This window comes from Lysinibacillus pakistanensis, from assembly GCF_030123245.1.
In the GTDB taxonomy this organism is placed as follows: Bacteria; Bacillota; Bacilli; order Bacillales_A; family Planococcaceae; genus Lysinibacillus; species Lysinibacillus pakistanensis.
Map to the genome: position 1 here is coordinate 3,605,008 of NZ_CP126101.1, position 26,409 is coordinate 3,631,416.

Consider the following 26,409-nt stretch of genomic DNA (forward strand, 5'->3'; position numbering starts at 1 on the left):
ACCATCCTTATCGCCTCTTTACTTTCATTTCTCAAATACAACTTTACCCTGACAAATAGTTTTTTGCACATTTAATTTTTCATCAAGTAATACAAAATCTGCATCAAAGCCTTCCATGATACGTCCCTTAGTTGTAAGCTTTAATTGCTCAGCAGCATTTGTAGAGGACATTGCAACAATCTCCTGCCATGAGCAATTTGTGATCGCTTTCATATTTTTTACTGCTTGTTCCATCGTTAACACGCTGCCAGCTAAAGCGCCATTAGACAAATGTGCCCCAGCCTTGGAAACATGAACGGTTTGACCTCCTAAATCAAAATCACCGTACTGTAAGCCTTTCGCCCGCATCGCATCGGTAATTAAAATGATTCCTTTAGCTCCCTTAGACCGATACGCTAGTTTGACAGCCTGAGGATGACTATGCACAAAATCTGCAATGATCTCGACCTTCACTGCATCCTCTACTAACACACCTCCAACGACACCCGGATTACGGTGATGAAAAGGACGCATTTGATTATATAAATGTGTAGCCTGGCTTACACCCAATTCAACTGCCCTCTCCACATCCTCAATGGTTGCATCAGAATGCCCTATAGAGGGAATTATCTGTGAGCCCCTTAATGATTCAAGAAAGGCAAAGCCTCCTTCTACCTCAGGGGCAATCGTTATTTGTTTGATACGTTGGTTACTTATTTTTTGCCATGCTGCAAATTGTTCGATGGAGGGTAATATAATGTATTCAACTGGCTGTGCACCTGCCCTTTTTTTTGAAACATATGGTCCCTCTACATGAACTCCTAGTAAGCATGCTTCATCTTCACTATTTTCAAAAAGTGCAATATTGGCTAAAGCGCTTTCAATTGCTTCTATTGATTGTGTCATTGTAGTAGCAAGAAAGCCTGTTACTCCCTCTTTTACTAAAGAACGAGCTATCTGATGTAAGGCAGATGGGGTGGCATCCATCGTATCGTGACCAGCAGAACCATGAATATGCATATCTATATAGCCAGGAAGCAAGAACCAATTTTTATCTTTGCCATCAATATAATGCTCAGCACGGTCGGATAATGCGTGACTTATTTTTCTGATTTTACCATTGTTAATCAGCAAGTCGCCCTTATACGGCAGCTTATCGTGATTAACTATCGTAACATTTGAAATTAATAGTGTCCCCTTCAATGAGTCACCCCCTTTATTCCCCTATGAAGGAGTATTGCTGAAGCAAACAAGCTACCAATATTTATTTGGTATAGTTGTCTATACCAATTATATGATGCTTTCATAAAAATAAAAAGTAATTTTTTCATATTTTCTAAATTTTTCTTTAAATTTTAATTATTCACTAGCCTATCGATGAAATTATTGTTTTGGGCAATAAAAAAAAGAGCAATACACGCTCCTTTTGTTTCACTTTGTATGGACGAATCCCGATTGTGCAGCAATGCCAAGAAACATTCGTTTTGAACCCGCAAGTCGCAGGGGGGTGCCCGCTTTGCAGTTTTAAACGTCCCGCTCCTTGTTAGGGCATGTTTGCGACTACAAAATGAAGGCTCCCAATTCTATAATGTTCGGTCAAAACTGTTAAGTAGAATCAGCAGATAAACAAACACATCAGGATTCGTATTACAGTTATCATAACACCATATTTCAGATAATTCAAACGATTTTTCGTTAAAAAATTTAAATTCCTGCGAAAACACAAAAAATACCTAGATTCCCAACATTTTTTGCTAGAGAATCCAGGTATTTAGAAGTACTAATTATCTTTTAAATGCTTTAATTGCTAAATTTAACTCATCCAATTGCTCTGTAGAAACAGCACTTGGTGCACTAGTTAATAAGCAGCTAGCACTTGCTGTTTTCGGGAATGCAATTGTATCACGTAAATTGTTGCGGCCTGCGAGTAACATAACAAAGCGGTCAAGACCAAATGCTAGACCTGCATGTGGTGGTACACCGTATTCAAATGCTTCTAATAGATAGCCAAATTGTGCTCTTGCTTCCTCTTCTGAGAAACCAAGTAATGCAAACATTTTTTCCTGTAGCTCACGTTCATAAATACGTAGTGAGCCTCCACCAAGTTCATAGCCGTTTAGTACAATGTCGTATGCTTGTGCACGGACAGCAGAAGGATCCGTTTCCATTAAAGGAATATCTTCATCAAATGGACGTGTAAACGGATGATGTGCTGCTTTATAGCGACCGTCTTCCTCAGAGTATTCTAATAGCGGCCAATCTGTGATCCATAGGAAGGCAAATTGTGATTCATCAATTAAGTCTAAGTCATGGCCTAATTTCGTACGAAGTGCACCAAGAGAAGCTGCTACAACAGATGCTTGATCAGCAACAAATACAAGAATATCTCCAACCTCTGCTTTCATACGCTCCATTAATGCACTTGCTAATGCCTCGTCAAAGAATTTCGCAATCGGACCATTTAAGCCTTCCTCTGTTACCTTTAACCAAGCAAGACCTTTTGCTCCATAAATACCAACGAATTTTGTTAATTCATCCATATCTTTACGAGAGTATCTTTCTGCAGCACCTTTAATATTAATACTTTTTACTTGTTTTCCTTGAGCTACTGTATCAGCGAATACTTTAAAGCTACAGCCATCAAAAATATCATTTAAAGCAACAAGCTCTAAGCCAAAGCGTACGTCAGGCTTATCTGAGCCGTAGCGGTCCATCGCCTCTTGATATTTCATGCGTTGGAATGGAGCAGGTATATCAATCCCTTTAACTTCCTTCATAACAGCTTGGATTAAGCGTTCATTCATTTCTAAAACTTCTTCTTGTGTTAAAAAGCTTGTTTCAATATCGACCTGTGTAAACTCTGGCTGACGGTCTGCACGTAGGTCTTCATCACGGAAGCAGCGTGCGATTTGGAAGTATTTCTCAAAGCCTGCAACCATTAATAATTGCTTAAATAACTGTGGTGATTGTGGTAATGCATAAAATTCACCTTCATGGACACGTGATGGTACTAAATAATCGCGAGCCCCCTCTGGAGAAGATTTCGTTAAAATTGGTGTCTCCACCTCTAGGAAGTCTTCGTTTTGTAAGAAATTGCGAATTGTACGTGTAACATCTGAACGTAGCTTGAATGTATCATACATAACTGGACGACGAAGGTCTAAATAACGGTATTTTAAACGTAAATCTTCTGAAACATCTGTGCGGTCCTCAATTTGGAATGGAGGTGTTTTTGCTGTATTAATAACAGTTAATTTCGATGCCTCTACCTCAATTTTTCCATTTGGCACATTTGGGTTAATTTGATCTTCTGCTCGAAGAATAACTGTCCCTTCTACTTCAATGACATATTCACTACGTACTTTATCTGCTAAAGCATGTGCCTCAGCAACATCAGGACTAAAAACAACCTGTGTTATGCCTGTACGATCACGTAAATCAATAAAAATTAAACCACCTAGGTCACGGCGGCGTTGTACCCAACCTTTTAATACAACTTTTTCGCCTTGTAACCGTTCTGATAATTCGTTACTAGCATGTGTTCTTGTAGCCATTTATTTAGTTCCTCCAAATAATCTTTATTTATGTAGCATCCATTCCTATAAACTGTGGAATAATGCCTCTTGATTGTCCATCATTGCTAGTGATGGATTTTTTATTTTTAATAGCTGAAATTTATGATTGCTGTAATAGGTAATTCACTAATGCTGAAAATTCAACTTTTTGTTGTTCGCCTGACTGCATATGCTTAATAGTTGCAGCTTGCTCCTCCAGCTCTGTGTCACCTAATACAATTGTATACTTAGCACCTAAACGATCTGCGGATTTCATTTGTGCCTTCATTTTGCGATCCAAATAATCCATCTCCGTAGCAATGCCCTTCGCACGGAAGGTACTTGTTAATTCAACTGCCTTTAGCTTTGCTTCATCACCCATAGCAATCATATAGACATCAAGACCTGATGCTGTGTCTAATTCAACTCCCTCAGCTTCAAGAGCTAGTAAAAGACGCTCAATACTTAATGCAAAACCGATTCCCGGTACATCTGGTCCACCAATTTCTTCGACAAGCCCATTGTAGCGCCCTCCACCACAAAGAGTCGTAATGGCGCCAAAGCCAGAAGCTGTTGACATAATTTCAAATGTCGTATGGTTGTAATAATCAAGACCTCTTACTAGGTTTGGATCAACCTCATATGAAATACCTAGAATATCCAAATACGCTTTAACTTGAGCGAAATAAGCTGCTGATTCCTCCGTTAGGAAATCCGTTAATGCTGGTGCGGATTTCATTAAAGGATGCTCGCGGTCTACCTTACAGTCTAGGATGCGCAATGGGTTTTTTTGTAGTCGATTTTGACAATCTGTACAAAATTCATGAATATGTGGTTCAAAATGCTGGAGCAATGCCGTACGATGTGTATCACGTGTAGCTTTATCTCCAAGTGAGTTGATGATTAATTTTAAATCCTTTAAGCCTGCTGATTCATAGACATCCATAGCTAGTGCAATCACTTCAGCATCAATAGCTGGATCAGCTGAACCAATTGCCTCCACGCCAAATTGTACAAATTGACGATAACGCCCAGCTTGTTGACGCTCATAACGGAACATTGGACCTAAATAGGATAACTTAACTGGCTGGTCTGGGGCACCGAACATTTTATGCTCAACATAAGCACGGACTACACCAGCTGTATTTTCAGGACGAAGCGTCAATGATCGCCCTCCACGATCCTCAAAGGTATACATTTCTTTTTGCACAACATCTGTTGTTTCACCAACACCACGTGCAAATAAATCTGTTTGCTCAAAAATAGGTGTACGGATTTCGTTGTACCGATAAACATGACAAATATCTCGAATAATCGCCTCGACTTTTTGCCATTTTTCTGATTGCCCCGGCAATATATCCTGCGTCCCACGTGGTACTTTAAAACTCATGTAATTACCTCCTCTATTATTACTTATGAAAATTTTGAGTGTCTGCTTGTTAACCTAACCGTTTTTTCCTCTGGATTGTGCGAGCTCCACATCTTTTTAGAAACAAAAAAGCTCTCGCCACCTTGCATATTGCAAGGGACGAGAGCTATAGAAGCTTCCGCGGTTCCACCCTAGTTGACGCGTCTAATAACGAGCGTCCTCCTCATAATCGGATAACGGCCGATTCCGTTTTTTCCTACTAAGCATTACTTTTCAGAAAAAAGCCTCTCAAGTGTTGTTCACGTTATACATTTTTGTAGGAAAGATTGCAGCCTAGGTCTTTCCCTCTCTTTTCCAATAGAGGTACACGTTACTTGCTTGGTCATAAGCAGTAAATCATTTTTTGATTACCCTTTATGTTAGTCACAACGAATGACAATGTCAACTGTTTTTGTATTTTTCACGAAACAGTTACGAAAACAACAAATTCCATTACCATTTTCCCACGAATTCTATTACTAAAGCATGGTAAAATAGCACAAGGAATAGGAGGAATCTGATGAGAACAAAACTTTTACATATCATGATTATCTTCGTGCTAATATTAACGATTGCCATTCCAAGTAAAATTAATGGTCAAAGGGCATTTGCTGACACCAGTGATTTAAAAGTGACGGGGTCGATTCTTCATTTACGTGAGGGACCAGGACTGTCCTACCCCATTATTACGACGTTAGAAGAAGGTGATTCTTTAACTTCTATTGCTCGAGAAGGAGACTGGATTCAAGTAAAAGCAGGCAATGACGAAGGTTGGGTAGCATCATGGCTGACTGCACCTATAAATGCTAAACAAACCATTGATAAAACTATCATTTCACAGGTTGATCGTCTTAATATTCGCACTGAACCCGATATTTCTTCGGCGGTTCTTGGGCAACTATCAACAGGGAACCAAGCGAATCTGATTGAAGAAAGTGGCGAATGGGCGAAAATCGATTGGAACGGGCTAGTTGGCTGGGTTTCGACCGATTATGTAACCATTAATAATATACCTGAAAAAAAAGCTGATTCTGATAAACCTGTCATTGAAGTATCTACAAAAAAGGTGAACAAAGATACAACATTTACAGTGCTAGTAGATACACTGAATGTTCGAAAAAAGCCAGATTTAAATGCCAAGAAAGTAGGTTCTGTTAAAAAGGGACAAGCCTTTAAAGTATTAGCCCAAGAACACAATTGGGTACAAATTCAGTACAATAAGAAAATAACTGGCTGGGTATATAGTTTTTATGGAACATTTTCAAATGTAGAAAAAACTAAATCCACATCTTCCTCATCTACAGAGCTGGAATCTGTGACAATTATCTATAATGGGACAAACTTACGGACAGATGCAACTACAACAGCTGAGGTTGTAGAACGTGTAGATGCTGGCAAAAGCTATCCTATTGTGGGCGCGAAAGATGATTTTTATGAAATACAATTAGGTGACAAAACAGCATTTGTAGCGAATTGGGTCGTGACTACTACCTCCAACAAAGCTGTAACGACTAAAAAGAATACCTCTGAGCCTCGTAAAAAAGGAACGTTAAATGGGCTTACAATTGTGGTCGATGCTGGACATGGTGGTAATGATCATGGCACCACGGGACAACGAGGAACGGATGAGAAGGAAATCACATTAAAAACTGCTTCTCTGCTTGCTTCTAAGTTAAGGGCAGCTGGTGCCAACGTTGTGATGACTAGAGAATCGGATGAATATGTAGCACTCCGAAAACGTGTCTCTATAGCCCATCAGCATGAGGCAGATGCTTTTATTAGTATTCATTACGATGCAACGGACGATAGCTCCATTAATGGCTTTACATCATACTATATGAACAGTAACCAAAAGGCTCTGGCAGAGGCCATTCATAATGGGCTGTCCAGCAAAATAGATTTAAGAGATCGTGGAGCTCAACAAGGGAATTTTTTAGTACTACGAGAAAATCGGCAAAAAGCTATCCTTCTTGAATTAGGCTTCTTAAGTAATGCTAGTGAGGAACGTGTCGTGACAACAGCAAAATTCAGAGAACAAGCAAGTCTGGGGATTTATCAAGGCATCTTAAATTATTTTAATGAAGGCAATTAACATCAAAAAGCTGTGCAGATAGAAGATATCAATCTACTCTTCTGCACAGCCTTTTCTTTTAAGAGATTCCTAAAGCGACAGCCGCAATTAATGCAATACAGGCAATAACACCCCAGCCAAGAATCATCTTCCAAATAAATTTTATCCATTTTTCATAAGGAATACCCGCAACAGCCAAATATGCCATCAAGGCCGATGAAGTAGGAATAATTGAGTTTGTTAATGAATCCCCATATTGGAATGCTAAAACAGCAACTTGGCGCTCTAAACCTAGTAAATCTGTAATTGGAATCATTATTGGCATTGTTGCTGCAGCTTGACCACTACCTGATGAAATAAACAGGTTTAAGAGAGCTTGAATAAATAACATTCCGATTGCACTAATAGAATGTGGCAAATGACCAATCGTTTCCGATGCGGCATAAACAATTGTATCAATAATTTTCCCTTGCTCAAGTACAACTGTAATGGCACGTGCAAAACCAACTATAATCGCACCAAACGTAACAGCCTTAGCCCCATCGATAAAGGAATCAAAAATTGTTCCAGGTTTTAATCCCCCTAAAAGGCCTGCAATTAAGCCCATAATTAAAAAGGATGCCGTTAATTGAGTTAAAAACCAGCCCCAGTTAAAGACTCCATAAATATTAAAACCTATTCCACAAGCCATCGCAATGAACACTAATTTATGCTTTCCTGTTAAGGTTGGCATAGCAATTGTAGAAAGATTTGATTTTGCCCTCTGTTCAATATCATAGATAACACTTGCCTGCGGATTCTTTTTGACTTTAAAGGCGTAGCGCGATACATAGAAAATCGCAAAGCCTAATACAAACACATATACAACTGCACGGAAGCCAATCCCTGAAAATAAAGGTACATCAGCTAAAGATTGTGCAACCCCTACTGTAAATGGATTGAGCATTCCTCCAAAGAAACCACTAGCAGCACCAAGCGTAATCATAGCTGTTCCTGTTACTGCATCAAACCCCATTGCACGGGCTATTGCTACCCCGATTGGCACAAAAATAATTGTTTCTTCTGCCATCCCCATTGTGAAACCACCAACAGAGAATAAAATCATCGATAATGGAATAAGTAGTTTCTCTCTGCCCTCTAATGCTTTTACACCCTTATAAACACCTGCTTCTATCGCACCAGTAGCACGAATAATTCCAAACACACCACTTACTAGAAAAATATAAAATATAATCTGTGCTCCCTTTTCTAGCCCCATTGGAATAGCAGTAAACATTTCAAAAAATGATACAGGTTCACTCTCAATATGATGGTAGCTTCCATCTACAACCAGCATTCGACCTTCCTTGTCCTCTACACGGTCAAATTCCCCTGCCGGAATAATATAGCTTAAAATACCTGCAAGAAAAATAATAGCAAAAATGATCGTATATGTATGAGGTACCTTTAGCCAGCTTTTCTTTTTAGCCATTTGTTCATTTTCCATTTCTCCACCCACTCATCTTCAATAATTCAGACATTAGCGTTTTTTCTATTTCATGGATACTCCTCCTCAAAAATTTTGTCGCTATATGTCGTTTAATTGAAAATAAATATACAATAGTTCAAATTTATTGTAAAGTATTAATTTTCTATCATTTCATATCTCTAATAGATTAGTTGCTTTATATAGCTTTCGTGGACGCCCCTGATGATATGGATGCTCTTCACCTGATAATTCAAGATAATTTTGCTCAACTAATCGATTAATCATTCGTTCTGCCGATCGACGAGAAAGATTTATATACGTTGCTAATTCTGTTGCAGAAAAAGGTCGATTTTTATTTAACTTAATAAATTGCCTAATTAAATTTAAATTTTTAGCACTCATTTTTAATTTTTCAGCAACCTTTAAAATCTGCTGATTATTATTCGATAATGCTATTTTTTTATTATTTTCAAATAATGGTCCATGAAGTCGGCTTTCTTCATCAACAAGGCACAAAACAGTGGAATGCTCGTCAAATTTTGTTGTAAAAAACAATGCTTGGGAGGAGTGTTTCTCAGCTTCATGTAATGAATATCCAAATCCTATTCCAATATGAAAAGTTGTTTCAAATTGTGCTTCAAACTGTCTCATTAATGATGTTAAGTAGACCCTATCAATTGTTTCAGTTACTCCTCTTGTAGAAAAAATTAAGTAGGGCTCTTGAAGGGATTGAGCTACCCTTGCATGAAACATTTTTGATACTTTTTCAAGATTCTCCATCCACAATTGTTTATTAGAAATAGTAGAATTCTCTCTGCTGCGAATTGATACAACAGCAATTTGTGATGAAATTAATAGGGTGTTTTTATAAGCATTAAGAGCTCTATTTACAGTTGAGATAAATGTCTGTTTCCGTTCAACCATATAGCTTGCTGGGACTCTTGCTTGTTTCAACGCTTCATAAACAGCATGTAAGCTAGTAAGTGCTAGCTCCGTTTTCCCTGCTTTATACAACTCCTTATGGAACATTATATAGTCATCAATTTGGAAGTGATTTATTTTTTCGTTTTGATCATATACCCAAGCGTAATCTATTACATGTAGCTTTGGAGGTTGTATATCCGATTCTATTAAAACTTGATTTAGAATATCTTTTTTAGGTAAATCAATTGATAGTTTAGATAATTCTACTTTCTGGTTATGTTGTATGGATAGCAATGATAGTGACAATGTTAATTCGTCAAACGAAATATAGGTTGCTTGAATCTTTTTAGCTTTAATCTTATCTATGCAGTAATGATAGGAAATCGAGCCAGCAAATAATAAAATGTCTGTCTGGGCTGCTGCCTCATCAATCAATTCAACACTTTGCTCAGGTACTGTGTAAGGGAAATGAATAAATTGCACATGAGGAAATGCCGAAAAATGTTGTTTTATGTTATTCCAGAAAAATAATGAACCAAGTACGGCTACTCTTTGCATTGTTTAACTTCCCCTTTCTAAATGACGAAACTTTTAGATAATTATATAGTAAAAATGACTCTACATCACAAAAAAAACCTCCAGTCACATATTGTGAATTGAAGGCCTCCACTTACTTATTTTTTAACTGTTGCCAAGGTAACCCATACAATTTCCTCCATACGAATGAAGAAAGGCGTACGACTAATCTCTACAACGATATGGTCAGGTAATACCGAAGCTAATACACCTTGCTGAATATTTTTCTCGGTTTGTACTACAATAGCCTGACCAATCAACATGTTAAGAGTTTCGTATAAATATGGATTTGATATGCTTCCCATCTTCGTCATCTTTAAGACACTTCCTTCCTACAAAACTAACCATACTTTATAGTGTATGAAGGAATCATAGGAAATGTACCATTATTTTGACTCAAGAAGTATAGTAACTGGACCATCATTTGTAAGTGCAACGTCCATCATTGCCCCAAATATACCTGTCTCCACTTGTAAACCGTGTGAACGTAAGGCTTCATTAAAAGCCTGCCATAACGGCTGCGCAACTTCTGGTCTTGCTGCATTTGTAAAACTTGGTCGATTCCCCTTTTTTGCATCCCCATACAATGTAAATTGTGAGACGGATAATATAGCCCCTCCATGCTCTAAAATGGAGTGGTTCATTTTTCCATCAGTATCTTCCCAAAGGCGAAGATGAGCTATTTTTTTGGCTAAATAGTCAACATCCTCTTGTGTATCCTCATGTGTTATTCCTACCAAAAGGACATAACCATTATCAATAGCGCCAGTTACTTTCCCGTCAACCGTAACAGTGGCCGCTTTACTACGTTGTAAAACTACTTTCATTCTTTAAAACCTCAATTCTATCGTCGTCCATAAATAAGAAAGTTAATCCACCAAGGACTCTTTTAATTAATCACTCGTTGCACTGAATAAATATCTGGTGTTTGTTTAATACGCTCTACAACCTTATGCAAATGCGAAATATTTGAAATCGATATTGTTAAATGAATAGTCGCCATTTTTTCACGATCAGCCCGACCACTGACAGCTAAAATATTTGTTTTCGTTTCACTAACAATTTGCATAATTTCATTTAATATGCCAGGTCGATCAAAGGCTGATACTTCAATATCAACTGGGTATTCTTTTTTCTCAGGAGTCAACCCATTTTCCCACTCAACCTCTATCAAACGTTCCTGCTCATCCTCTACTTGGATGTTAGGACAGTCTGCACGATGTACCGAAACACCTCTACCTTTCGTAATAAAGCCGACAATATCATCCCCAGGCACAGGTGTACAACAACGCGAAAGTCGAATAAGCATATTGTCAATACCTTTTACGATAACACCAGATTCTGTGCGTTTTTGTGGAACATGATTTTTCATTTTTTGTTCGATTTTCTCGAGTGCTTCTTCCTGTTCACGTTCCTTGCGGCGTTTTTCAGCTAGTCGATTAACAACTTGCTGTGCAGTTATACCATTCACACCAACTGCTGCATATAAATCCTCTTCGTTTGTGTAGTTAAATTTGTCACAAACACGCTTTATATTTTCAGCTGACATGGTTTCCTTCATGTCATAATCCTGTGCACGGATTTCCTTTTCAATCATCTCTTTGCCTTTGAGAATATTTTCTTCTCGAAGATGACGTTTGAAAAACTGTTTTATTTTATTTTTTGCCTGTGAGGATTGTGCTATTTTAAGCCAATCTCGACTTGGGCCAAAAGATTGCTTAGAGGTTAAAATTTCAATAATGTCCCCCGTTTTTAACGGTGTATCAAGCGGCACCATTTTACCATTTATTTTCGCGCCAATTGTACGATTTCCGACCTCTGAATGCACACGGTATGCGAAGTCGATAGGTACAGAACCTGCTGGTAATTCAATGACATCTCCTTCAGGTGTGAATACATAAACCATATCAGAAAATAAATCAAATTTTAAAGATTCCATAAATTCCTCAGCATTTGAGGATTCATTTTGAAATTCTAAAATTTCACGGAACCATGTTAATTTTTGATCAACATTTTGTTTTTCGGTATCAATCTTTTTACCTTCTTTATATGCCCAATGTGCAGCAATCCCGTACTCGGCAATCTTATGCATTTCCTTTGTACGAATTTGCACCTCTAATGGGTCACCATAAGGGCCAATTACTGTCGTATGCAGTGATTGATAAAGATTTTGCTTGGGCATTGCAATATAATCCTTAAAGCGTCCAGGCATCGGCTTCCATAGCGTATGCACGATTCCTAGCACAGCATAGCAATCTTTAATACTATCGACCAATACACGAATGGCTAATAAATCATAAATCTCATTAAATTGTTTTTTTTGCAACACCATTTTGCGATAGATGCTGTAGATATGTTTTGGACGACCATAAATATCTGCATCGATTTCGACCTCTGTAAGCTGTGATTTCATTTCAGCCATAACATTTTCTAAATAGGCCTCACGTTCATCGCGTTTTTTCTTCATCAGACTAACAATGCGGTAATATTGCTGTGGATTTAAATAACGAAGAGCTGTATCTTCTAGCTCCCATTTAACTGTCGAAATTCCAAGGCGATGCGCAAGTGGCGCAAAAATTTCAAGCGTTTCTTTAGAGATACGGCGTTGCTTTTCAGCAGGCAAATGCTTGAGCGTCCGCATATTGTGTAAACGGTCAGCCAGTTTAATTAAAATGACACGGATATCCTGTGCCATAGCAACAAACATTTTACGATGATTTTCTGCTTGTTGCGCTTCTTTTGATAAATATTTAATTTTCCCCAGCTTTGTCACGCCATCAACAAGCATTGCAACCTCTTCGCCGAATTCATGAACTAAATCGTCGCGCGTAAAATCTGTATCCTCGACAACATCATGTAAAAAACCAGCCGCAACTGTTTCAGGGTCCATTTGTAATTCAGCTAAAATACCAGCTACTTGTACTGGGTGAATTATATACGGTTCACCTGAACTTCGGAATTGCTCTATATGGGCATTCCTCGCTAATTCATATGCTTTTTTCACGAATGCGACATTTTCATCATTCATGTAGGATTTGACTAACTCAAATACGTCCTCGGGAGTCAAAATTTGCTCTTTCGCCATAACATGTCCACCTTGCTCGTCAAATTTTTCAGATTAGATATAAATTTAATTGTATAAAATATTGTAGCCTATTGTAAAGCGACTATGTCATTTTGTTTAGTTAATCTCGTGAACAATGTGAAAAATGGAAGAATTTTTCTTCATAATGAATAAAAAGACCCTCTGCGAATGTAATAATTCGCAAAGAGTCTCTCTTTTCGTATAATTATTTAGCTTAATTTATTATACGCCACAGCAATTTTTGCTCCTACAACTGCATTATTTTTTACTAATGCAATGTTTGCATCAAGGCTTTTACCCTCTGTTAATTCTTTTACTTTTCCAAGTAAGAATGGCGTAACGTTTTTGCCTTGGATACCATTCTCCTCTGCTTCTATTAACGCTTTTTCAATGATTTCTGTAATGAAGGCATGCTCAAGCGCCTCAGACTCTGGAATCGGATTTGCAATGACAGCTCCGCCTTTTAAGCCTAATTGCCATTTTGCACGTAGCATCTCTGCCACTTCCTCTGGGGTTTCTAGTTTAAAGTTAACATCGAAACCACTTTGACGAGTATAGAACGCAGGCACTTCATCTGTGCCAAATCCAACGACAGGTACACCCTTAGTTTCAAGATATTCTAATGTTAAACCAATATCTAAAATTGATTTAGCACCAGCACAAATTACTGCCACATTTGTTTGTGCCAGTTCTTCTAAATCCGCTGAGATGTCCATCGTTGTTTCAGCGCCTCGATGAACACCACCGATACCGCCTGTTACGAAAATTTCAATGCCCGCAAGTTCAGCACAAATCATTGTCGCTGCTACAGTTGTCGCACCTAATTTTTTTGTTGCCAATAAATAGCCTAAGTCACGACGTGAAGTTTTTGCTACTCCTTGCGCATTACCGAACATTTCAAGTTCTTCATCTGATAAACCGATTTTAATTTTCCCATCAATTAAAGCAATCGTTGCTGGAACTGCACCATTGTCACGGATAATTTGCTCTACTTCACGCGCAGTTTGTACGTTTTGAGGGTATGGCATACCGTGAGAGATAATTGTTGATTCTAATGCTACGATTGGTAAACCTTTTGCTTGCCCTGCTTTTACTTCCTCTGATAATACGATGAATTCTTTCATGTTGTTATTCCTCCATTTCACTTTTTAACAAATCTACAGATAATTCAGGTCTTACTGTGTATGGGGATGCCAGTGTGTTTTTAGCATTTGTTAAACCGGCATCAATGCTTGTCGCGAAGGATTGTCCAGTAAGCCAGCTATGAATCACTGCACTGACAAAGGCGTCTCCTGCCCCTGTTACATCTTCAATCTTATCTATAATCTTAGCCTTAAAATGACTAGGCTTAATCGAAGTTGATGCTGCAAAAACACCCTTGCTTCCTGCTGTAATAATGACATGCTCAGCACCTAACTGAAGTAGTTGCTGTAATGCTTTTTCATAATCGGCAGCGCTTTCAATTGCATGCCCTACAATTGTTTCCGCTTCGTCCGTGTTACAGATAAACCAAGTAACCCCTTGCAAAGTATCAGGTAGTCGATTCATTTTAGGGGAAGATACAGGCACAATGACTAACGGAATTTCACGGGCAATTGCCATCTGTTGAATATAGGCTACTGTTTCCTTTGGGCAGTTTAAATCCAAAATATAGCATCCAGCATTGACAAGCATTGCCTCGTGCTTCTTTAACAAGCTCGGCAATAACAGATCATATACTTCCATGTTTGCAACAGCCAGTGCTAGCTCTCCCTGCTCATCCATTATTGCAGTATAAGAGCCAGTTGAAGCATCTGGTAATTGCTCAACATAACGTAAATTCATAAAGGACTCAGAAGCCTCATGGATAACTTGCCAATCAGCATCATTGCCAGCCGTTGTTAGTAATGTTACCTGATGATTTAGCCTACCTAGATTCTCAGCAATGTTTCGCCCAACACCACCCACACTAAATGAAGAGCTTGCAGGATTGGAAGTACCAAACTGGACGTTCCCCTTCACGTGAAATTTACGATCTAGATTTGCGCCACCGATACAAATAATTTCATTTTCCTCGGGTAAAATATACGCACGTCCTACTATTTTTCCTTGCTTCGTTAAGCTCGACACTAAGTTGGCTAGGACTGGACGAGATAGATTCATCTTATCCGCCATCTCTTGCTGAGACATAAACGGATTTTGACGAATTAATGCCAGTACCGCCTGTTCTCTTTCATTCATAGCATCACCTTTTATTATATTTGTTTACATTATAAACTTTTGTTTGTTATAAGTCAAAAAAAATGAAATCAATAAAATCATTGAGTTCATTTTTTCAATATTATTCAGGCTGAGCTTGCCTTTGTGGCTGTTTTTTTACCATAATAACAAATAAGCTTGCTAAAGCACAGAAAACACCTGCCAGGAAAAAAGCCCATGTATAAGAATTGAAAAACTTATAAATAAGCCCTCCACCATAAGCAGCTAGAGCAGCACCTGCCTGGTGTGATGCAAAAATCCATCCATAAATAACACCACTTTTATTCGTCCCAAAAGTTTTTCTAGCAATACTAATGGTAGGAGGTACAGTGGCAATCCAATCTAATCCGTAAAAAATTGTAAAGATTGCTAGTAAGGGAAGTGAACCTTGTGCTAATGCGTAAGGAAGCAATAGCAAGGACATCCCTCTTAAAAGATAGTACCAAAACAATAACCATCGATTATCAAAACGATCCGATAACCACCCTGACAAAGTAGTACCAACGAGATTAAATATGCCCATAAAGGAAAGAAGCGATGCAGCAGTAACTAATGGTACACCAAAGCTAATACAATAGGATACAAAATGAGTGCCGACTAATCCATTTGTTGAAAGACCACAAATAAAAAAACTTCCCGCTAATAGCCAAAATTCTTTAACCTTTATGGCCTCAAATAGTCCACTAAAAGCTATAGTAATTGGATTTTTTTTATGAGGCTCTTGAGATATTTCTAGCTCTTCTTCCTGTCCATAAGGTAGTATCCCAATATCTTGTGGTTTGTTTTTTATAAATAGCAAAATGATGATAAACATGAGCGTACTAAGTAGAAGAATTAAGCCAATCGCATGTCTCCAAGAAAATTGCTCAATGATAATAGCTAGTACAGGCAGTAAAATTAATTGCCCTGTTGCTGTACTTGACGTTAAAATTCCCACCGCTAGCCCTCTTCTTTTTACAAACCAATGATTGGCGACATAGGGACTTAATACTGTTAAAAAGAGGCTGGCTCCTAAGCCAATAATCCCTCCCCAAATAATGACTAATTGCCATGGTTGGCTCATAAAAAGTGTAAGGATCAAGCCTGTTATAAGGGTCACCATTGCCCCAAGCATCATCTTCTTCAAACCTGCTACTTCAAGTAATGCTGCCATAAATGGTCCAGAAAACCCATATAAAAACAAACTAACTGCAAAGGCTAGTGCAATTAAGGATCTGTCCCAATTAAATTCCTTTTCAAATGAATTGATAAAAACGCCTGATGATGACATTGTAATACCAGCTACGATGATTGAGAAAAATGCGATTATAAGAATAAACCAACTATAATGAATACGCTTCATCCTAACACCTTCACTTCCTGAAAGATTTTCAAGTTACACATGTATATACATGTTTTTGTTTGTATTATATGTATATACATATATAATGGTAGTAAGGGCAATTCTTGCTGTCAAGCAGTATTTCTCATCTGATAGGTGTATACTGAAGCTATCTGAATCCATAAAGGGGAACTGAACAATGGAGAATAATCTGAAGACAATAGATTATACGCAGATATGTGTTTGCGCAAACCTTAGAAAAAAAACAAGAGTAGTGACACAATTATATGATAGGTTGCTACAGCCAACAGGTCTAAAGGTCACACAATATTCAATGCTTGCCAATATCGCTCATCAACAAACCGTTTCGATAAGTCGATTAGGCGAAATTCTGCAACTTGACCAAACCACCGTAACACGGAATATAAATATATTAAAGCAAAGTGGCTATGTTGAATTAACAAAAAATCCACAAGATGCTCGTACAAAAATTATTTCATTAACAGATAAGGGAAAGGAAAAACTAAATGAAGCCACCCCTATTTGGCAGACTATTCAAGAAAGGATTATTGCTGATATCGGCATTGATCAATATGCAAATTTCTATGACACATTAAGAACCATCCAAAAAATCATCCGCTCTTACGATGAAGCATAGTTTTCAGGAAGGGTGGTAACTATATTGTGGAGTACCTATGGACAATCCGAGCGGTTTTCACGCACACCTGAGCGGAACTACTGGCTACCCGAGCGGTTTTCTTGCTAACCCGAGCAAATTGGCTGAAAACCCGAGCAATGTTTTCGTTGATCCGAGCGAATCAGCAGGCGAACTGAGCAGCTTTTGGCCCACCTGAGCAATTTTTATTAGTCGGTCAAAACTCCATCCAAAAAAGCGCCATAATCATTTGGCGCTTTTCCTTTGTCTGTATTAATATTCAATAAGTGTTTTCACATTTAAATCGCCAAGTTTTGCACGGCCGTTTAGCTCTGTTAATTCGATTAGGAAGGCACAGCCAACAACCTGACCACCCAATTGTTCCACTAAACGAACTGTTGCTTCAACAGTACCGCCAGTTGCAAGTAAATCATCACAAATTAACACCTTTTGACCTGGTTTAATGGCATCTTTATGCATAGTTAATGTATCTTTTCCGTATTCAAGACCATAATCAGCACTTACCACTTCACGGGGTAATTTTCCTGGTTTACGAACAGGGGCAAAGCCAATTTCAAGGGCATAAGCAACTGGACACCCAATAATAAAACCACGAGCCTCTGGACCCACTATAATTTCTGCGCCTAACTCTTTCGCATACGTGACAATTTGATCTGTTGCATATTTGTATGCTGGACCATTATCCATAATTGTTGTGATATCCTTGAAGCTAATGCCCTCTTTTGGCCAGTTCTCAACCGTTGTTACATATTGCTTTAAATCCATTTTATTGCTCCTCCTACGAACCTTTTTCGTCTATTAATGTAATCGTTCATCAAACCATTGTTTTAATTCTATATAAGGGGCATAAACTAGCTTTTGCTCCATTTCAATCTGTTCTGAACGTTGTTTGTAAGACGGTGCCTCCGTAAGCGCCTGTTTTGTGGCATTCACGTTGACAGTCGTCAGTCCACTCTCCATTTTAACAAAACCAAGCTCAAAAAACACCTGTGTCATAAATTTTAATGCATCTAACGGCCAACCTGTATGCTTTGCTAAATCAGCTAAATGCATATTGAGTGGAAAAGCAGGACGGTTTTTCAAAAATTTATAGTACCAAGCAAATTGCTCGCGAGTCGGCAATCCATTAAAATATTGCGAATCAGGCATATAGAAATGTGCATAAATACGGGATGGAGCTGTTTTTTGCAAGACATTTTCTAACAGTTGAACATTTTGTGGTAAATCTAAAAGCACGATATAATTGCTTTGTTCCACATTTGAAAGTGAAGAATCTACTGCTAAAATAGGCTCACCAATAAGAGATTGGTAGTAAGTCACCGTCTCTTGACGGAAGGCAATAAAAGTTACTTCTTCTTTCGGAATGGTATTTAACCAGCGAGCCGTTTGACGAATACCACGAATATCAAATAATTGCCATTCTGTCGTTTGGACATCCTCTATCATAAATTGTGCTTTTTTACGCCCTTGCCATTCGTTAATTTGTAAATCCCCAGTAAATGATACTTTTATTCCATATGTTAACTCGTCGTGTAAATGTCCTTTATTGAAACCGACACTATCCAATTTTTCATAGCCATCCGTCAATTCCATTTTTATATGGTTTTCTGCTGCCCCAATTTTCCGCATAGAGGATATCTCTACATCTTCAAGCACATAAACAGGCTTTGGAAAATCTGTACCATATGGACCAAGCGTTGAAATTTCTTCAATGGCATCTGCTGAAATTTCATCCAGCTTCAGAGGAATGTCGATAGTCAATACAGGTGTCAGTTGCTCCTGTGATAAACAAGCTTTTGCTTGAGCATCTAAGCGTAATCTTAATTCGTCAACATGCTCGCTAGCTAATGTCATGCCGGCTGCCATAGGATGCCCACCAAAATGAGGCAGTATATCTCTATTCTTGGCTAGTTCATTGTACAAATGGAATCCTTCAATACTACGGGCAGAGCCTTTTGCTGTCCCTTTTTCATTGTCTAATGAAAGTACAATTGTTGGACGGTAATAAAGTTCAACAAGTCGAGATGCAACTATTCCCACGACACCTGCATTCCAGCCCTCTCCTGCTATAACTATAACAAGTGAATTGCGAATTTTTTCATCCGATTCAATAAGAGCAACTGCCTGATCTGTTATGCTTTTAACAATATCTTTGCGTTCACTATTACATGCATTGAGCTGTTTTGCCAATGCTGTTGCCTTTGCATGATCCTCGGCCATTAATAGCTCTACACCTGGTGCTGCTTCGCCAAGGCGACCAACTGCATTTAAGCGAGGACCAAAATAAAAGCCGATTGTTTCTTCGTTGATTTTAGCTTGCTCGGCACTTGCTACTTCACACATTGCCAATACCCAAGGGCTAAGAGAACGGCGCATTTCTTCTATTCCTCGTTTGACAAGATAGCGATTTTCATCCACTAATGGTACTAAATCTGCAATTGTTCCGACAGCTACCAATTCTATTAAATGTGTAGGTAACTCCCCATATAGGGCATGCGCTAACTTAAAAGCGACACCTACACCTGCAAGCTCGCCAAATGGATAATGCCCTTCTGGTATACGAGGATGTAAAATAATATCCGCTGGTGGTAATTCATCGCCAGGTTCATGATGGTCTGTGACAATAACATCCATTCCAAGTTCCTTCGCAATACGAATCGGTTCAATGCCCGAAATTCCATTATCTACTGTAATAATTAGCTTGACACCCTCGTCACATGCTTCACGAAATAAATCCCCATGAGGTCCATAGCCATGAATAAAACGATTCGGAATTTTAAACGATACATCCGCTCCAAGATCAAGTAGCACATTAAGCATGACAGTTGTACTTGTCACACCATCGGCATCATAATCGCCATAAACTAATATTTTTTCTCCATCTTCAAGTGCTTGCTCAATACGTGCCACAGCTTCTGCCATGTTATGCATTAAAAATGGGTCATGAATATTTGCCTCTGTCATATTTAATAAACTCTCTGCATCAGTGGTTGTTGTGCAGCCCCGTGCCGCTAAAATCTTTGCCGCAATTGCAGATAGCTGTAGGTCATTTTGTAATGTTTGTACAAGTTTGGCATCTGGTCGCTCCACTCGCCATCTTTTTTTTGATAGAATCATCTTCTCACTTCCTTACGAAGGCTATTATACCGAAAATCTATCTGATTGGCACTATCAGTTAGATTGATAGTTTTATCTGCTAAATTCTTGTTTCTGTCCCCCTCATAAAAAAAGCCTACTCATTAAAGAGTAGACTTCTCTAGCACACCTTTAGAAGCGAGCACTAATGATTCAATCTTATGCCAATTTTTTTCGTGTAGTGCCGTCACAATCGCACTACCAACAATAACCCCATCACTAAGCGCACCCATACTAATTACCTGCTCAGGTGTCGAAATACCAAACCCTGCCATAACAGGAATTTCACTTGCTTCACGTAAGCGAGCAAAATGGTCATCTAAATCATCTGCAAAGCTTGAGCGTGCCCCAGTAATGCCATTGACTGTCACAGCGTAGACAAAACCTTGACTAGCAGCCGCGATACGTGCGATTCGGTCAGGTGGACTTGTTAACGATACTAGCTGAATGATGTCAATACTATGGGGATTTAATGCCTTCTGTAATATAGCACTTTCCTCTAATGGAACATCAGGAACGATTAACCCCTTTACCCCCCCTGCCACACAAGCTTTCGCAAATTCCTCTAAGCCATAAGCTAAAATAGGATTAAAATAAGTCATAACCACTAATGGTACGTGAATCTCTGCTCTAAAGGAGGCCAGTTCTTCTAGCACCTTCCGTAATGTCACACCTGCCGCTAATGCTCGTTCACCTGCTCGTTCTATTGTTGGACCATCCGCAACAGGGTCTGTAAATGGGATACCGACCTCAATGGCCGTCACTTCCAATTGCTGAAGCTTTAGAATCGTAGGTCTTAACGTTTCTAGCCCACCATCTCCTGCCATAATATATGGCACAAATGCTTTATGACCAGCAATTTTTGTTTGTTCAATTGCCTGCTGTAATGTTGTCATGATACATCCCCTCCTAATGCTTTACGGACTGTATGAACATCTTTATCTCCTCGACCTGATAAGCATATAACAATGATGTCATCTGTAGACATTGTTTTCGCCAGCTTTGCTGTATAAGCAATAGCATGAGAGCTCTCTAATGCAGGAAGTATGCCTTCTGTACGACTTAGTAACTGTAAGCCTTCAAGTGCTTCACTATCTGTAATCGCATCAAAATGAGCACGGCCAATATCATGTAAATAGCAATGTTCTGGGCCCTTTCCTGGATAATCTAGTCCAGCAGATATAGAGTGCGCCTCCTGTACAAAGCCATTATCATCCTGTAATAAATACATATATGCTCCATGTAAAACACCTAGCTGACCACCGGCAATAGCTGCTGCATGTTTTCCTGTTTCAATACCACTTCCAGCAGCCTCCACACCATATAACGCTACAGCTTCGTCATCGACAAAGGGATGAAACATACCAATTGCATTACTGCCACCACCGATACAGGCAACAACTGCATCTGGTAAACGACCTTCCTTTTCTAAAATTTGCTGTCTCGTTTCAACACCAATGACACGCTGGAAGTCTCTGACGATTTTTGGGAATGGATGTGGCCCTAAAGCTGAGCCTAAAATATAATGCGTGTCCTCAACATTTGTCACCCAATAGCGAAGTGCAGCATTAACAGCATCTTTCAATGTTTTAGACCCTGTTTCGACAGACTCCACTTTTGTACCAAGTAGCTCCATGCGAAATACATTTAGCTGTTGACGTTTGATATCCTCAGCACCCATAAAGACAACACACTCAAGGTTTAATAGTGCACATGCTGTTGCCGTTGCTACGCCATGCTGCCCTGCTCCGGTTTCAGCTACAATTTTCTTTTTACCCATTCGTTTAGCCAGTAGTGCCTGACCTATGGCATTATTGATTTTATGGGCGCCAGTATGATTTAAATCTTCTCGCTTTAAGTAAATTTTCGCACCACCTAGCTCCTGAGTTAAGTTTTCTGCGTAGTACAACGGTGTCTCACGCCCAACATATTGTTGTAAATAATAAGCTAGCTCATCCGTAAATTTCTGATCGCTCATTGCCTCATCATAAGCAAACTCTAATTCCTGCAAGGCTGTCATTAATGTTTCTGGAACAAATTGTCCTCCAAATTTTCCGTAACGTCCTTCCTTTGTCGGTACGCTATTTGCTATTGAATTTACCATTATGCTCTTCCCTTCTTTACAGCCTGGATAAATGCATTTATTTTTGCTTCGTCCTTTATACCATCTGTCTCCACACCGCTTGATACATCTACCATATAGGGCGATACTAGCGATACAGCCTGCGCAATATTTTCAGCTTTCAAACCACCCGCTAATATTAATTTATCTCGCGGAATCCCTGCCATCTCTAGAAGTGTCCAATCAAATGTATGGCCGCTTCCGCCTTTAAAATCAGTGCCTGGTGCATCAAATAAATAATAGTCAACATTATAATTTGCAGCCGCACGAACATCTTCTTCATCTCGGACTGATAGCGCCTTAATCGCTGGATAACCTTGCTGACGGATAAATTTAGGTGTCTCTTCACCATGGAACTGCACATAATCTAGTGGCACGCCTTCTACAGCGGCTCGCAATTCCTCCACACTTGGATTAACAAAGACTCCTATTTTCAAAACTTCTCCTGGTACTTCTTTTGCTAATTGATGTGCCTGTTCAATAGAAATTTGGCGTTTGCTTGGGGCAAAGACAAAACCAATGGCATCTGCCCCTGCCTCTACCGCCGCTCGTACATGCTGCTGTTCCTTCAGTCCACAAATTTTAACCTTTGTCATACAGATGCCTCCAACTTGCTTACCTGTAAACTTTTTAGTGCGGCTCCTGCATCACCACTGCGCATCAAGGACTCGCCAACAAGAACACCACTGGCCCCCATTGCTGCCACCGTTTTAGCATCTTCCTGGTGCCAAATGCCACTTTCACTAATTAACACGCGCTCCTCTTCGAACGGGAAAGCTTGTGCAATTTCACGTGTTCGTTCTAAGCTCACCTCAAAGGAACGTAAATCACGGTTATTAACGCCAATCAATTGAGCTCCTACTGCCAAAGCTCGTTCAAGCTCCTGAAGATCATGCACTTCAACTAATACCTCTAAATTTAAACTTGTCGCATAGCTATATAAATCTCGCAGTATCTCATCTGTTAATGCAGCGGCAATTAATAAAATAATGGATGCACCTGATGCTTTGGCAAATCGAATTTGTACACGGTCAATCATAAAATCCTTACAAAGAAGAGGTATTTGAACAACATCGGCTACCTCGGCTAAATCCTTAAAGGACCCTTTAAAAAATTCCTTATCTGTTAGTACAGAAATAGCCGCTGCCCCTGCTTGTTCATATATTTTTGCTTGAGCAACTGGATCTGCTCCTTCTGCAATAAGCCCTTTAGAAGGCGATGCACGCTTCATCTCAGAGATAACCTGTAATGTTTCCGATGTTCGTAATTGCTCAAATAATGATGGGCGTGGCTTTTCTGTAAAATAAGCAAGTGGGTCAGGCTGTTCAAGTAAAGCACAAACCTCTATTTTTTTCTGTTCAATAATTTTATTTAAAATATTCATTGTCCAACCTCCACTTCTTTAATTCTCTCGCTGAAAGCAACGACTGCTTCTAATTTCTGTAATGCACGCCCACTAAAAATGCTATCCCTCGCCATTTCTACGCCCTCTTTTACCGTTTCAGCTTTACCATAACTAAAAAGCCCAATACCCGCGTTTAATAATACTGTGTCAAAGTAAGCACTTTGTTCACCAGCTAATAATTTTCGCATAATAGCTGCATTTTCATCTGCATTTCCCCCTCGGATTGACTCTAGTGGCGCATAGCTAAGCCCTGCATCCTCTGCAGTTAATGAAAAAGGAATTAAGTCTCCTTTATCCACCAAGACAAAGGTATTTTGCCCAGCTAATGACGCCTCGTCTAACCCCTGTTGCCCAGAAACAACTATCGCCCGCTCACGTCCAAGCATTTGTAAAACTGAAGCGTACTCCATGACAAAATTAGGTCGATTAATACCCGTAAATTGCGTTGATAATGAAACTGGGTTCGTAAGGGGGCCCACAAGATTAAAAATTGTTGGCTTACCTAGAGATCGACGCACCTCACCAATACGCTTTAATTTCGGATGCACATTTGGCGCATATAGAAATGCAATTCCCTCTGTCTCCAACAATTCAACAGTTTGCTCAATAGTAATGTTGGTATGGATACCGAGTGCTTCTAAAACATCCGCACTTCCTGATGCTGAGGAAATTTTGCGATTACCATGCTTAGCCATTTGAACACCTGCTCCAGCTAAAACGAAAGCGGAGGCAGTACTGATATTAAAGGTATTCAAACCATCACCACCTGTACCACAATTATCCATATATACACTTGCTCTTGTAGGTACATTAAGAGCAAATGAACGCATAACAGTTGCCAATGCCGCTACTTCATGCGCCGTTTCACCCTTCGTCGATAATGCTGTTAGAAAGCTAGCAATTTCCTCCTTCGGTGTATCATCCTGGAACATCCAATTTGCTGCCTCCAACATTTCTTCATAAATGAGATGCTCTCGCAGCTGAACTTTTTGCTGAATAGCTTCCATTAATGTTGACCTCCTTCTTTTTCAAATAGCTGTAAAAAAACCCCGTTCTTCCTCTTCTACCTGTTTCGAAATTTCATTGGTATTTGTATATTTCGTAACCGTTATAGTTGTTTGCATATGCATCGTTTCATTGGCTATCACCATTGATTTTCCTGTTAAGGCAAAATCAAGATGACCATTGAAGCCAATAAATCCAAGGGCACCTCCAAAAATACCAGCAGCCTGACTTAATTTCTCTAAATGTGCCTTTGGAATTTCCGTTGGTGCGAAGGGCGGTAATGTCGCGGCTAAGACATCAAGTGCATGAAGCATCGGTAAAATTTGACCTTCTACCCTAGATGTCATGTGTAAAGCTTGCTTTGAACGTTCAATTTTCATCGTTTCAATTACCTGAATCGAATCTCGGAAGCATACTGACTGCAGCTCTTGCTGAATAGCGGAAACAAGTACCCCATAAGATTTTCCCATTTCTGTGTTTTCCACTAGCTTCCGTTCTTGTTCCAAGTCTTCACCTTTCGTTTTACCTCTAGGAAGCGTTCCTTCAGTTAGCGATGCAATAACTCGCTCACCCTTAACTCGAATAAGACTTTCAGGAGAGGTACCTAAAACAACATGATCCTCAAATTCTATATAGTACATATAGGCTGCAGGATTTTTCTTCCGTAACTGACGATATAGAGCGAAAGCATCTCCTTGAAAATCAGCTATTAGGCGCTTCGATAGCACAATCCTTGTCGTCTCGTCATCCAAAATATCTTTAATTGCTGTAAGAGAGCTCTCAAAATGTTCATTTGCAGCTGATTGCTTTGGAGCATAATGACAATCTGAATCCTCAGCCTCTCTAGCATTTATCAGCTGTTGTGCTAGCTCTTCTAAATTGGGATCCTTTTTTTCTGCATCTATATTTGTATGAATCAGTGTAACCTCGTCTGTTACATGGTCAAAAACAATAACTGTCTCATAAACATGAAAATGCACAACGGGTAGCTCCACATTAGCCTGTTCAGTAAAAATTGACGTTGCCCCATGACCTACATAACCAACAGCACCTCCTGAAAATGGGAACAGCGTAGTATTGGAAATTCGTGGCATTAATCTTTTCAATAACACAAATAAATCACCTTTATGTGTATATGTTTTTCCTGTTTTATGGGAGTACTCTTGAATTCCATCTCCTTGGCCTTTGTATGTTTTTCTAGGGTTAGCACCAATAAAAGAAAAACGTCCTACTCCCTCATGCTGGGCTGAACTCTCTAGCAAAAATTTATGATTACCTTGTAAGCGTCTAAAAATTAAAATCGGTGTTAAAGAATCACCATTAATCGTTTTCATCTTTGTTCTTGAACTAGTAGATAGCATAAGTACCAAGCTCCTTTCTAAAATTCCCTATGAATGTAAGATTGCAGAAAATAAAAAAAGCCCTCTGCAAAAAGGAATTTC

Annotated in this window: 21 protein-coding genes, 1 other RNA gene and 1 other annotated feature; of the genes, 2 read left to right on the forward strand and 20 right to left on the reverse strand. The window is 39.1% G+C overall.

Going from position 1 to position 26,409, the window contains the following annotated elements; all coding sequences use genetic code 11:
• Positions 1-24: 24 nt before the first annotated feature.
• The 4 genes from nagA to hisS form a co-directional block, all read right to left on the reverse strand.
• Entirely contained in the window at positions 25-1,182 is a 1,158-nt protein-coding gene (gene nagA / locus QNH24_RS17915) for an N-acetylglucosamine-6-phosphate deacetylase (RefSeq protein WP_283868879.1), read from the reverse strand.
• 241 nt (positions 1,183-1,423) lie between these two features.
• A non-coding RNA gene (gene ssrS / locus QNH24_RS17920) (6S RNA) lies at positions 1,424-1,624 on the reverse strand.
• Positions 1,625-1,763: 139 nt separating this feature from the next.
• Positions 1,764-3,533 carry an aspartate--tRNA ligase gene (gene aspS / locus QNH24_RS17925; protein WP_283868880.1) on the reverse strand — a complete coding sequence of 590 codons (1,770 nt, stop codon included), beginning with the start codon at positions 3,531-3,533 and terminating at the stop codon, positions 1,764-1,766.
• A gap of 121 nt (positions 3,534-3,654) precedes the next feature.
• On the reverse strand, positions 3,655-4,923 hold the full coding sequence (gene hisS, locus QNH24_RS17930; protein WP_283868881.1) for a histidine--tRNA ligase: 1,269 nt from the start codon (positions 4,921-4,923) through the stop codon (positions 3,655-3,657).
• Between the two features lie 131 nt (positions 4,924-5,054).
• Positions 5,055-5,297, reverse strand: a binding site (T-box leader).
• A gap of 164 nt (positions 5,298-5,461) precedes the next feature.
• Here hisS and QNH24_RS17935 point away from each other — a divergent pair.
• Complete coding sequence (locus QNH24_RS17935; RefSeq protein WP_283868882.1) at positions 5,462-7,033, forward strand: N-acetylmuramoyl-L-alanine amidase family protein; 1,572 nt, start codon at positions 5,462-5,464, stop codon at positions 7,031-7,033.
• A 58-nt stretch (positions 7,034-7,091) separates the two neighbouring features.
• Here QNH24_RS17935 and QNH24_RS17940 read toward each other — a convergent pair whose 3' ends face one another.
• From QNH24_RS17940 to QNH24_RS17975, 8 genes are all read right to left on the reverse strand, one after another.
• Entirely contained in the window at positions 7,092-8,498 is a 1,407-nt protein-coding gene (locus tag QNH24_RS17940) for a YfcC family protein (protein ID WP_283868883.1), read from the reverse strand.
• 153 nt (positions 8,499-8,651) lie between these two features.
• Positions 8,652-9,962: a helix-turn-helix domain-containing protein gene (locus QNH24_RS17945; protein ID WP_283868884.1), complete on the reverse strand. Its 1,311-nt coding sequence runs from the start codon at positions 9,960-9,962 to the stop codon at positions 8,652-8,654.
• Between the two features lie 116 nt (positions 9,963-10,078).
• A complete protein-coding gene (locus tag QNH24_RS17950; RefSeq protein WP_054771322.1) occupies positions 10,079-10,294 on the reverse strand; it encodes a DUF2642 domain-containing protein in 216 nt (71 codons plus the stop codon).
• A 72-nt stretch (positions 10,295-10,366) separates the two neighbouring features.
• Positions 10,367-10,807, reverse strand: a complete 441-nt coding sequence (gene dtd / locus QNH24_RS17955; RefSeq protein ID WP_283868885.1) for a D-aminoacyl-tRNA deacylase — start codon at positions 10,805-10,807, stop codon at positions 10,367-10,369.
• A gap of 62 nt (positions 10,808-10,869) precedes the next feature.
• A complete protein-coding gene (locus QNH24_RS17960; protein ID WP_283868886.1) occupies positions 10,870-13,065 on the reverse strand; it encodes a RelA/SpoT family protein in 2,196 nt (731 codons plus the stop codon).
• Positions 13,066-13,274: 209 nt separating this feature from the next.
• A complete protein-coding gene (locus QNH24_RS17965) occupies positions 13,275-14,189 on the reverse strand; it encodes a pseudouridine-5'-phosphate glycosidase (protein WP_283868887.1) in 915 nt (304 codons plus the stop codon).
• Positions 14,190-14,193: 4 nt separating this feature from the next.
• Complete coding sequence (locus tag QNH24_RS17970) at positions 14,194-15,285, reverse strand: carbohydrate kinase (RefSeq protein WP_283868888.1); 1,092 nt, start codon at positions 15,283-15,285, stop codon at positions 14,194-14,196.
• A gap of 100 nt (positions 15,286-15,385) precedes the next feature.
• Positions 15,386-16,645 (reverse strand): MFS transporter, encoded by a 1,260-nt coding sequence (locus tag QNH24_RS17975; RefSeq protein ID WP_283868889.1) that lies wholly within the window; start codon positions 16,643-16,645, stop codon positions 15,386-15,388.
• Between the two features lie 178 nt (positions 16,646-16,823).
• Here QNH24_RS17975 and QNH24_RS17980 point away from each other — a divergent pair, with 178 nt between their 5' ends.
• On the forward strand, positions 16,824-17,282 hold the full coding sequence (locus QNH24_RS17980) for a MarR family winged helix-turn-helix transcriptional regulator (protein WP_283868890.1): 459 nt from the start codon (positions 16,824-16,826) through the stop codon (positions 17,280-17,282).
• 270 nt (positions 17,283-17,552) lie between these two features.
• Here the strand turns inward: QNH24_RS17980 and QNH24_RS17985 are convergent, their stop codons facing one another.
• From QNH24_RS17985 to QNH24_RS18020, 8 genes are all read right to left on the reverse strand, one after another.
• Positions 17,553-18,065, reverse strand: coding sequence for an adenine phosphoribosyltransferase (locus tag QNH24_RS17985; protein ID WP_283868891.1), 513 nt, complete (start codon positions 18,063-18,065; stop codon positions 17,553-17,555).
• Positions 18,066-18,098: 33 nt separating this feature from the next.
• A complete protein-coding gene (recJ, locus tag QNH24_RS17990) occupies positions 18,099-20,417 on the reverse strand; it encodes a single-stranded-DNA-specific exonuclease RecJ (RefSeq protein WP_283868892.1) in 2,319 nt (772 codons plus the stop codon).
• A gap of 122 nt (positions 20,418-20,539) precedes the next feature.
• Positions 20,540-21,331, reverse strand: coding sequence for a tryptophan synthase subunit alpha (gene trpA, locus QNH24_RS17995; protein ID WP_283868893.1), 792 nt, complete (start codon positions 21,329-21,331; stop codon positions 20,540-20,542).
• A complete protein-coding gene (gene trpB / locus QNH24_RS18000; RefSeq protein WP_283868894.1) occupies positions 21,328-22,539 on the reverse strand; it encodes a tryptophan synthase subunit beta in 1,212 nt (403 codons plus the stop codon). Before trpB ends, trpA begins: the two co-directional genes overlap by 4 nt.
• The gene (locus tag QNH24_RS18005; protein WP_283868895.1) at positions 22,539-23,153 is read right to left on the reverse strand and encodes a phosphoribosylanthranilate isomerase; all 615 of its coding nucleotides are present in this window, start codon (positions 23,151-23,153) and stop codon (positions 22,539-22,541) included. The genes trpB and QNH24_RS18005 overlap by 1 nt, the downstream gene beginning before the upstream one ends.
• The gene (gene trpC / locus QNH24_RS18010; RefSeq protein ID WP_283868896.1) at positions 23,150-23,941 is read right to left on the reverse strand and encodes an indole-3-glycerol phosphate synthase TrpC; all 792 of its coding nucleotides are present in this window, start codon (positions 23,939-23,941) and stop codon (positions 23,150-23,152) included. The genes QNH24_RS18005 and trpC overlap by 4 nt, the downstream gene beginning before the upstream one ends.
• Positions 23,938-24,969 carry an anthranilate phosphoribosyltransferase gene (gene trpD, locus QNH24_RS18015; RefSeq protein WP_283868897.1) on the reverse strand — a complete coding sequence of 344 codons (1,032 nt, stop codon included), beginning with the start codon at positions 24,967-24,969 and terminating at the stop codon, positions 23,938-23,940. Before trpD ends, trpC begins: the two co-directional genes overlap by 4 nt.
• A gap of 21 nt (positions 24,970-24,990) precedes the next feature.
• Entirely contained in the window at positions 24,991-26,328 is a 1,338-nt protein-coding gene (locus QNH24_RS18020; protein WP_283868898.1) for a chorismate-binding protein, read from the reverse strand.
• Positions 26,329-26,409: the final 81 nt, after the last annotated feature.

Excerpts from the sequence above, each read along its gene's own strand:
- aspS (WP_283868880.1), bottom strand. The coding sequence starts at position 3,533 with ATGGCTACAAGAACACATGCTAGTAACGAATTATCAGAACGGTTACAA.
- hisS (WP_283868881.1), bottom strand. The coding sequence starts at position 4,923 with ATGAGTTTTAAAGTACCACGTGGGACGCAGGATATATTGCCGGGGCAA.
- QNH24_RS17935 (WP_283868882.1), top strand. The coding sequence starts at position 5,462 with ATGAGAACAAAACTTTTACATATCATGATTATCTTCGTGCTAATATTA.
- QNH24_RS17940 (WP_283868883.1), bottom strand. The coding sequence starts at position 8,498 with ATGGAAAATGAACAAATGGCTAAAAAGAAAAGCTGGCTAAAGGTACCT.
- QNH24_RS17945 (WP_283868884.1), bottom strand. The coding sequence starts at position 9,962 with ATGCAAAGAGTAGCCGTACTTGGTTCATTATTTTTCTGGAATAACATA.
- QNH24_RS17950 (WP_054771322.1), bottom strand. The coding sequence starts at position 10,294 with ATGACGAAGATGGGAAGCATATCAAATCCATATTTATACGAAACTCTT.
- dtd (WP_283868885.1), bottom strand. The coding sequence starts at position 10,807 with ATGAAAGTAGTTTTACAACGTAGTAAAGCGGCCACTGTTACGGTTGAC.
- QNH24_RS17960 (WP_283868886.1), bottom strand. The coding sequence starts at position 13,065 with ATGGCGAAAGAGCAAATTTTGACTCCCGAGGACGTATTTGAGTTAGTC.
- QNH24_RS17965 (WP_283868887.1), bottom strand. The coding sequence starts at position 14,189 with ATGAAAGAATTCATCGTATTATCAGAGGAAGTAAAAGCAGGGCAAGCA.
- QNH24_RS17970 (WP_283868888.1), bottom strand. The coding sequence starts at position 15,285 with ATGAATGAAAGAGAACAGGCGGTACTGGCATTAATTCGTCAAAATCCG.
- QNH24_RS17975 (WP_283868889.1), bottom strand. The coding sequence starts at position 16,645 with ATGAAGCGTATTCATTATAGTTGGTTTATTCTTATAATCGCATTTTTC.
- QNH24_RS17980 (WP_283868890.1), top strand. The coding sequence starts at position 16,824 with ATGGAGAATAATCTGAAGACAATAGATTATACGCAGATATGTGTTTGC.
- QNH24_RS17985 (WP_283868891.1), bottom strand. The coding sequence starts at position 18,065 with ATGGATTTAAAGCAATATGTAACAACGGTTGAGAACTGGCCAAAAGAG.
- recJ (WP_283868892.1), bottom strand. The coding sequence starts at position 20,417 with ATGATTCTATCAAAAAAAAGATGGCGAGTGGAGCGACCAGATGCCAAA.
- trpA (WP_283868893.1), bottom strand. The coding sequence starts at position 21,331 with ATGACAACATTACAGCAGGCAATTGAACAAACAAAAATTGCTGGTCAT.
- trpB (WP_283868894.1), bottom strand. The coding sequence starts at position 22,539 with ATGGTAAATTCAATAGCAAATAGCGTACCGACAAAGGAAGGACGTTAC.
- QNH24_RS18005 (WP_283868895.1), bottom strand. The coding sequence starts at position 23,153 with ATGACAAAGGTTAAAATTTGTGGACTGAAGGAACAGCAGCATGTACGA.
- trpC (WP_283868896.1), bottom strand. The coding sequence starts at position 23,941 with ATGAATATTTTAAATAAAATTATTGAACAGAAAAAAATAGAGGTTTGT.
- trpD (WP_283868897.1), bottom strand. The coding sequence starts at position 24,969 with ATGGAAGCTATTCAGCAAAAAGTTCAGCTGCGAGAGCATCTCATTTAT.
- QNH24_RS18020 (WP_283868898.1), bottom strand. The coding sequence starts at position 26,328 with ATGCTATCTACTAGTTCAAGAACAAAGATGAAAACGATTAATGGTGAT.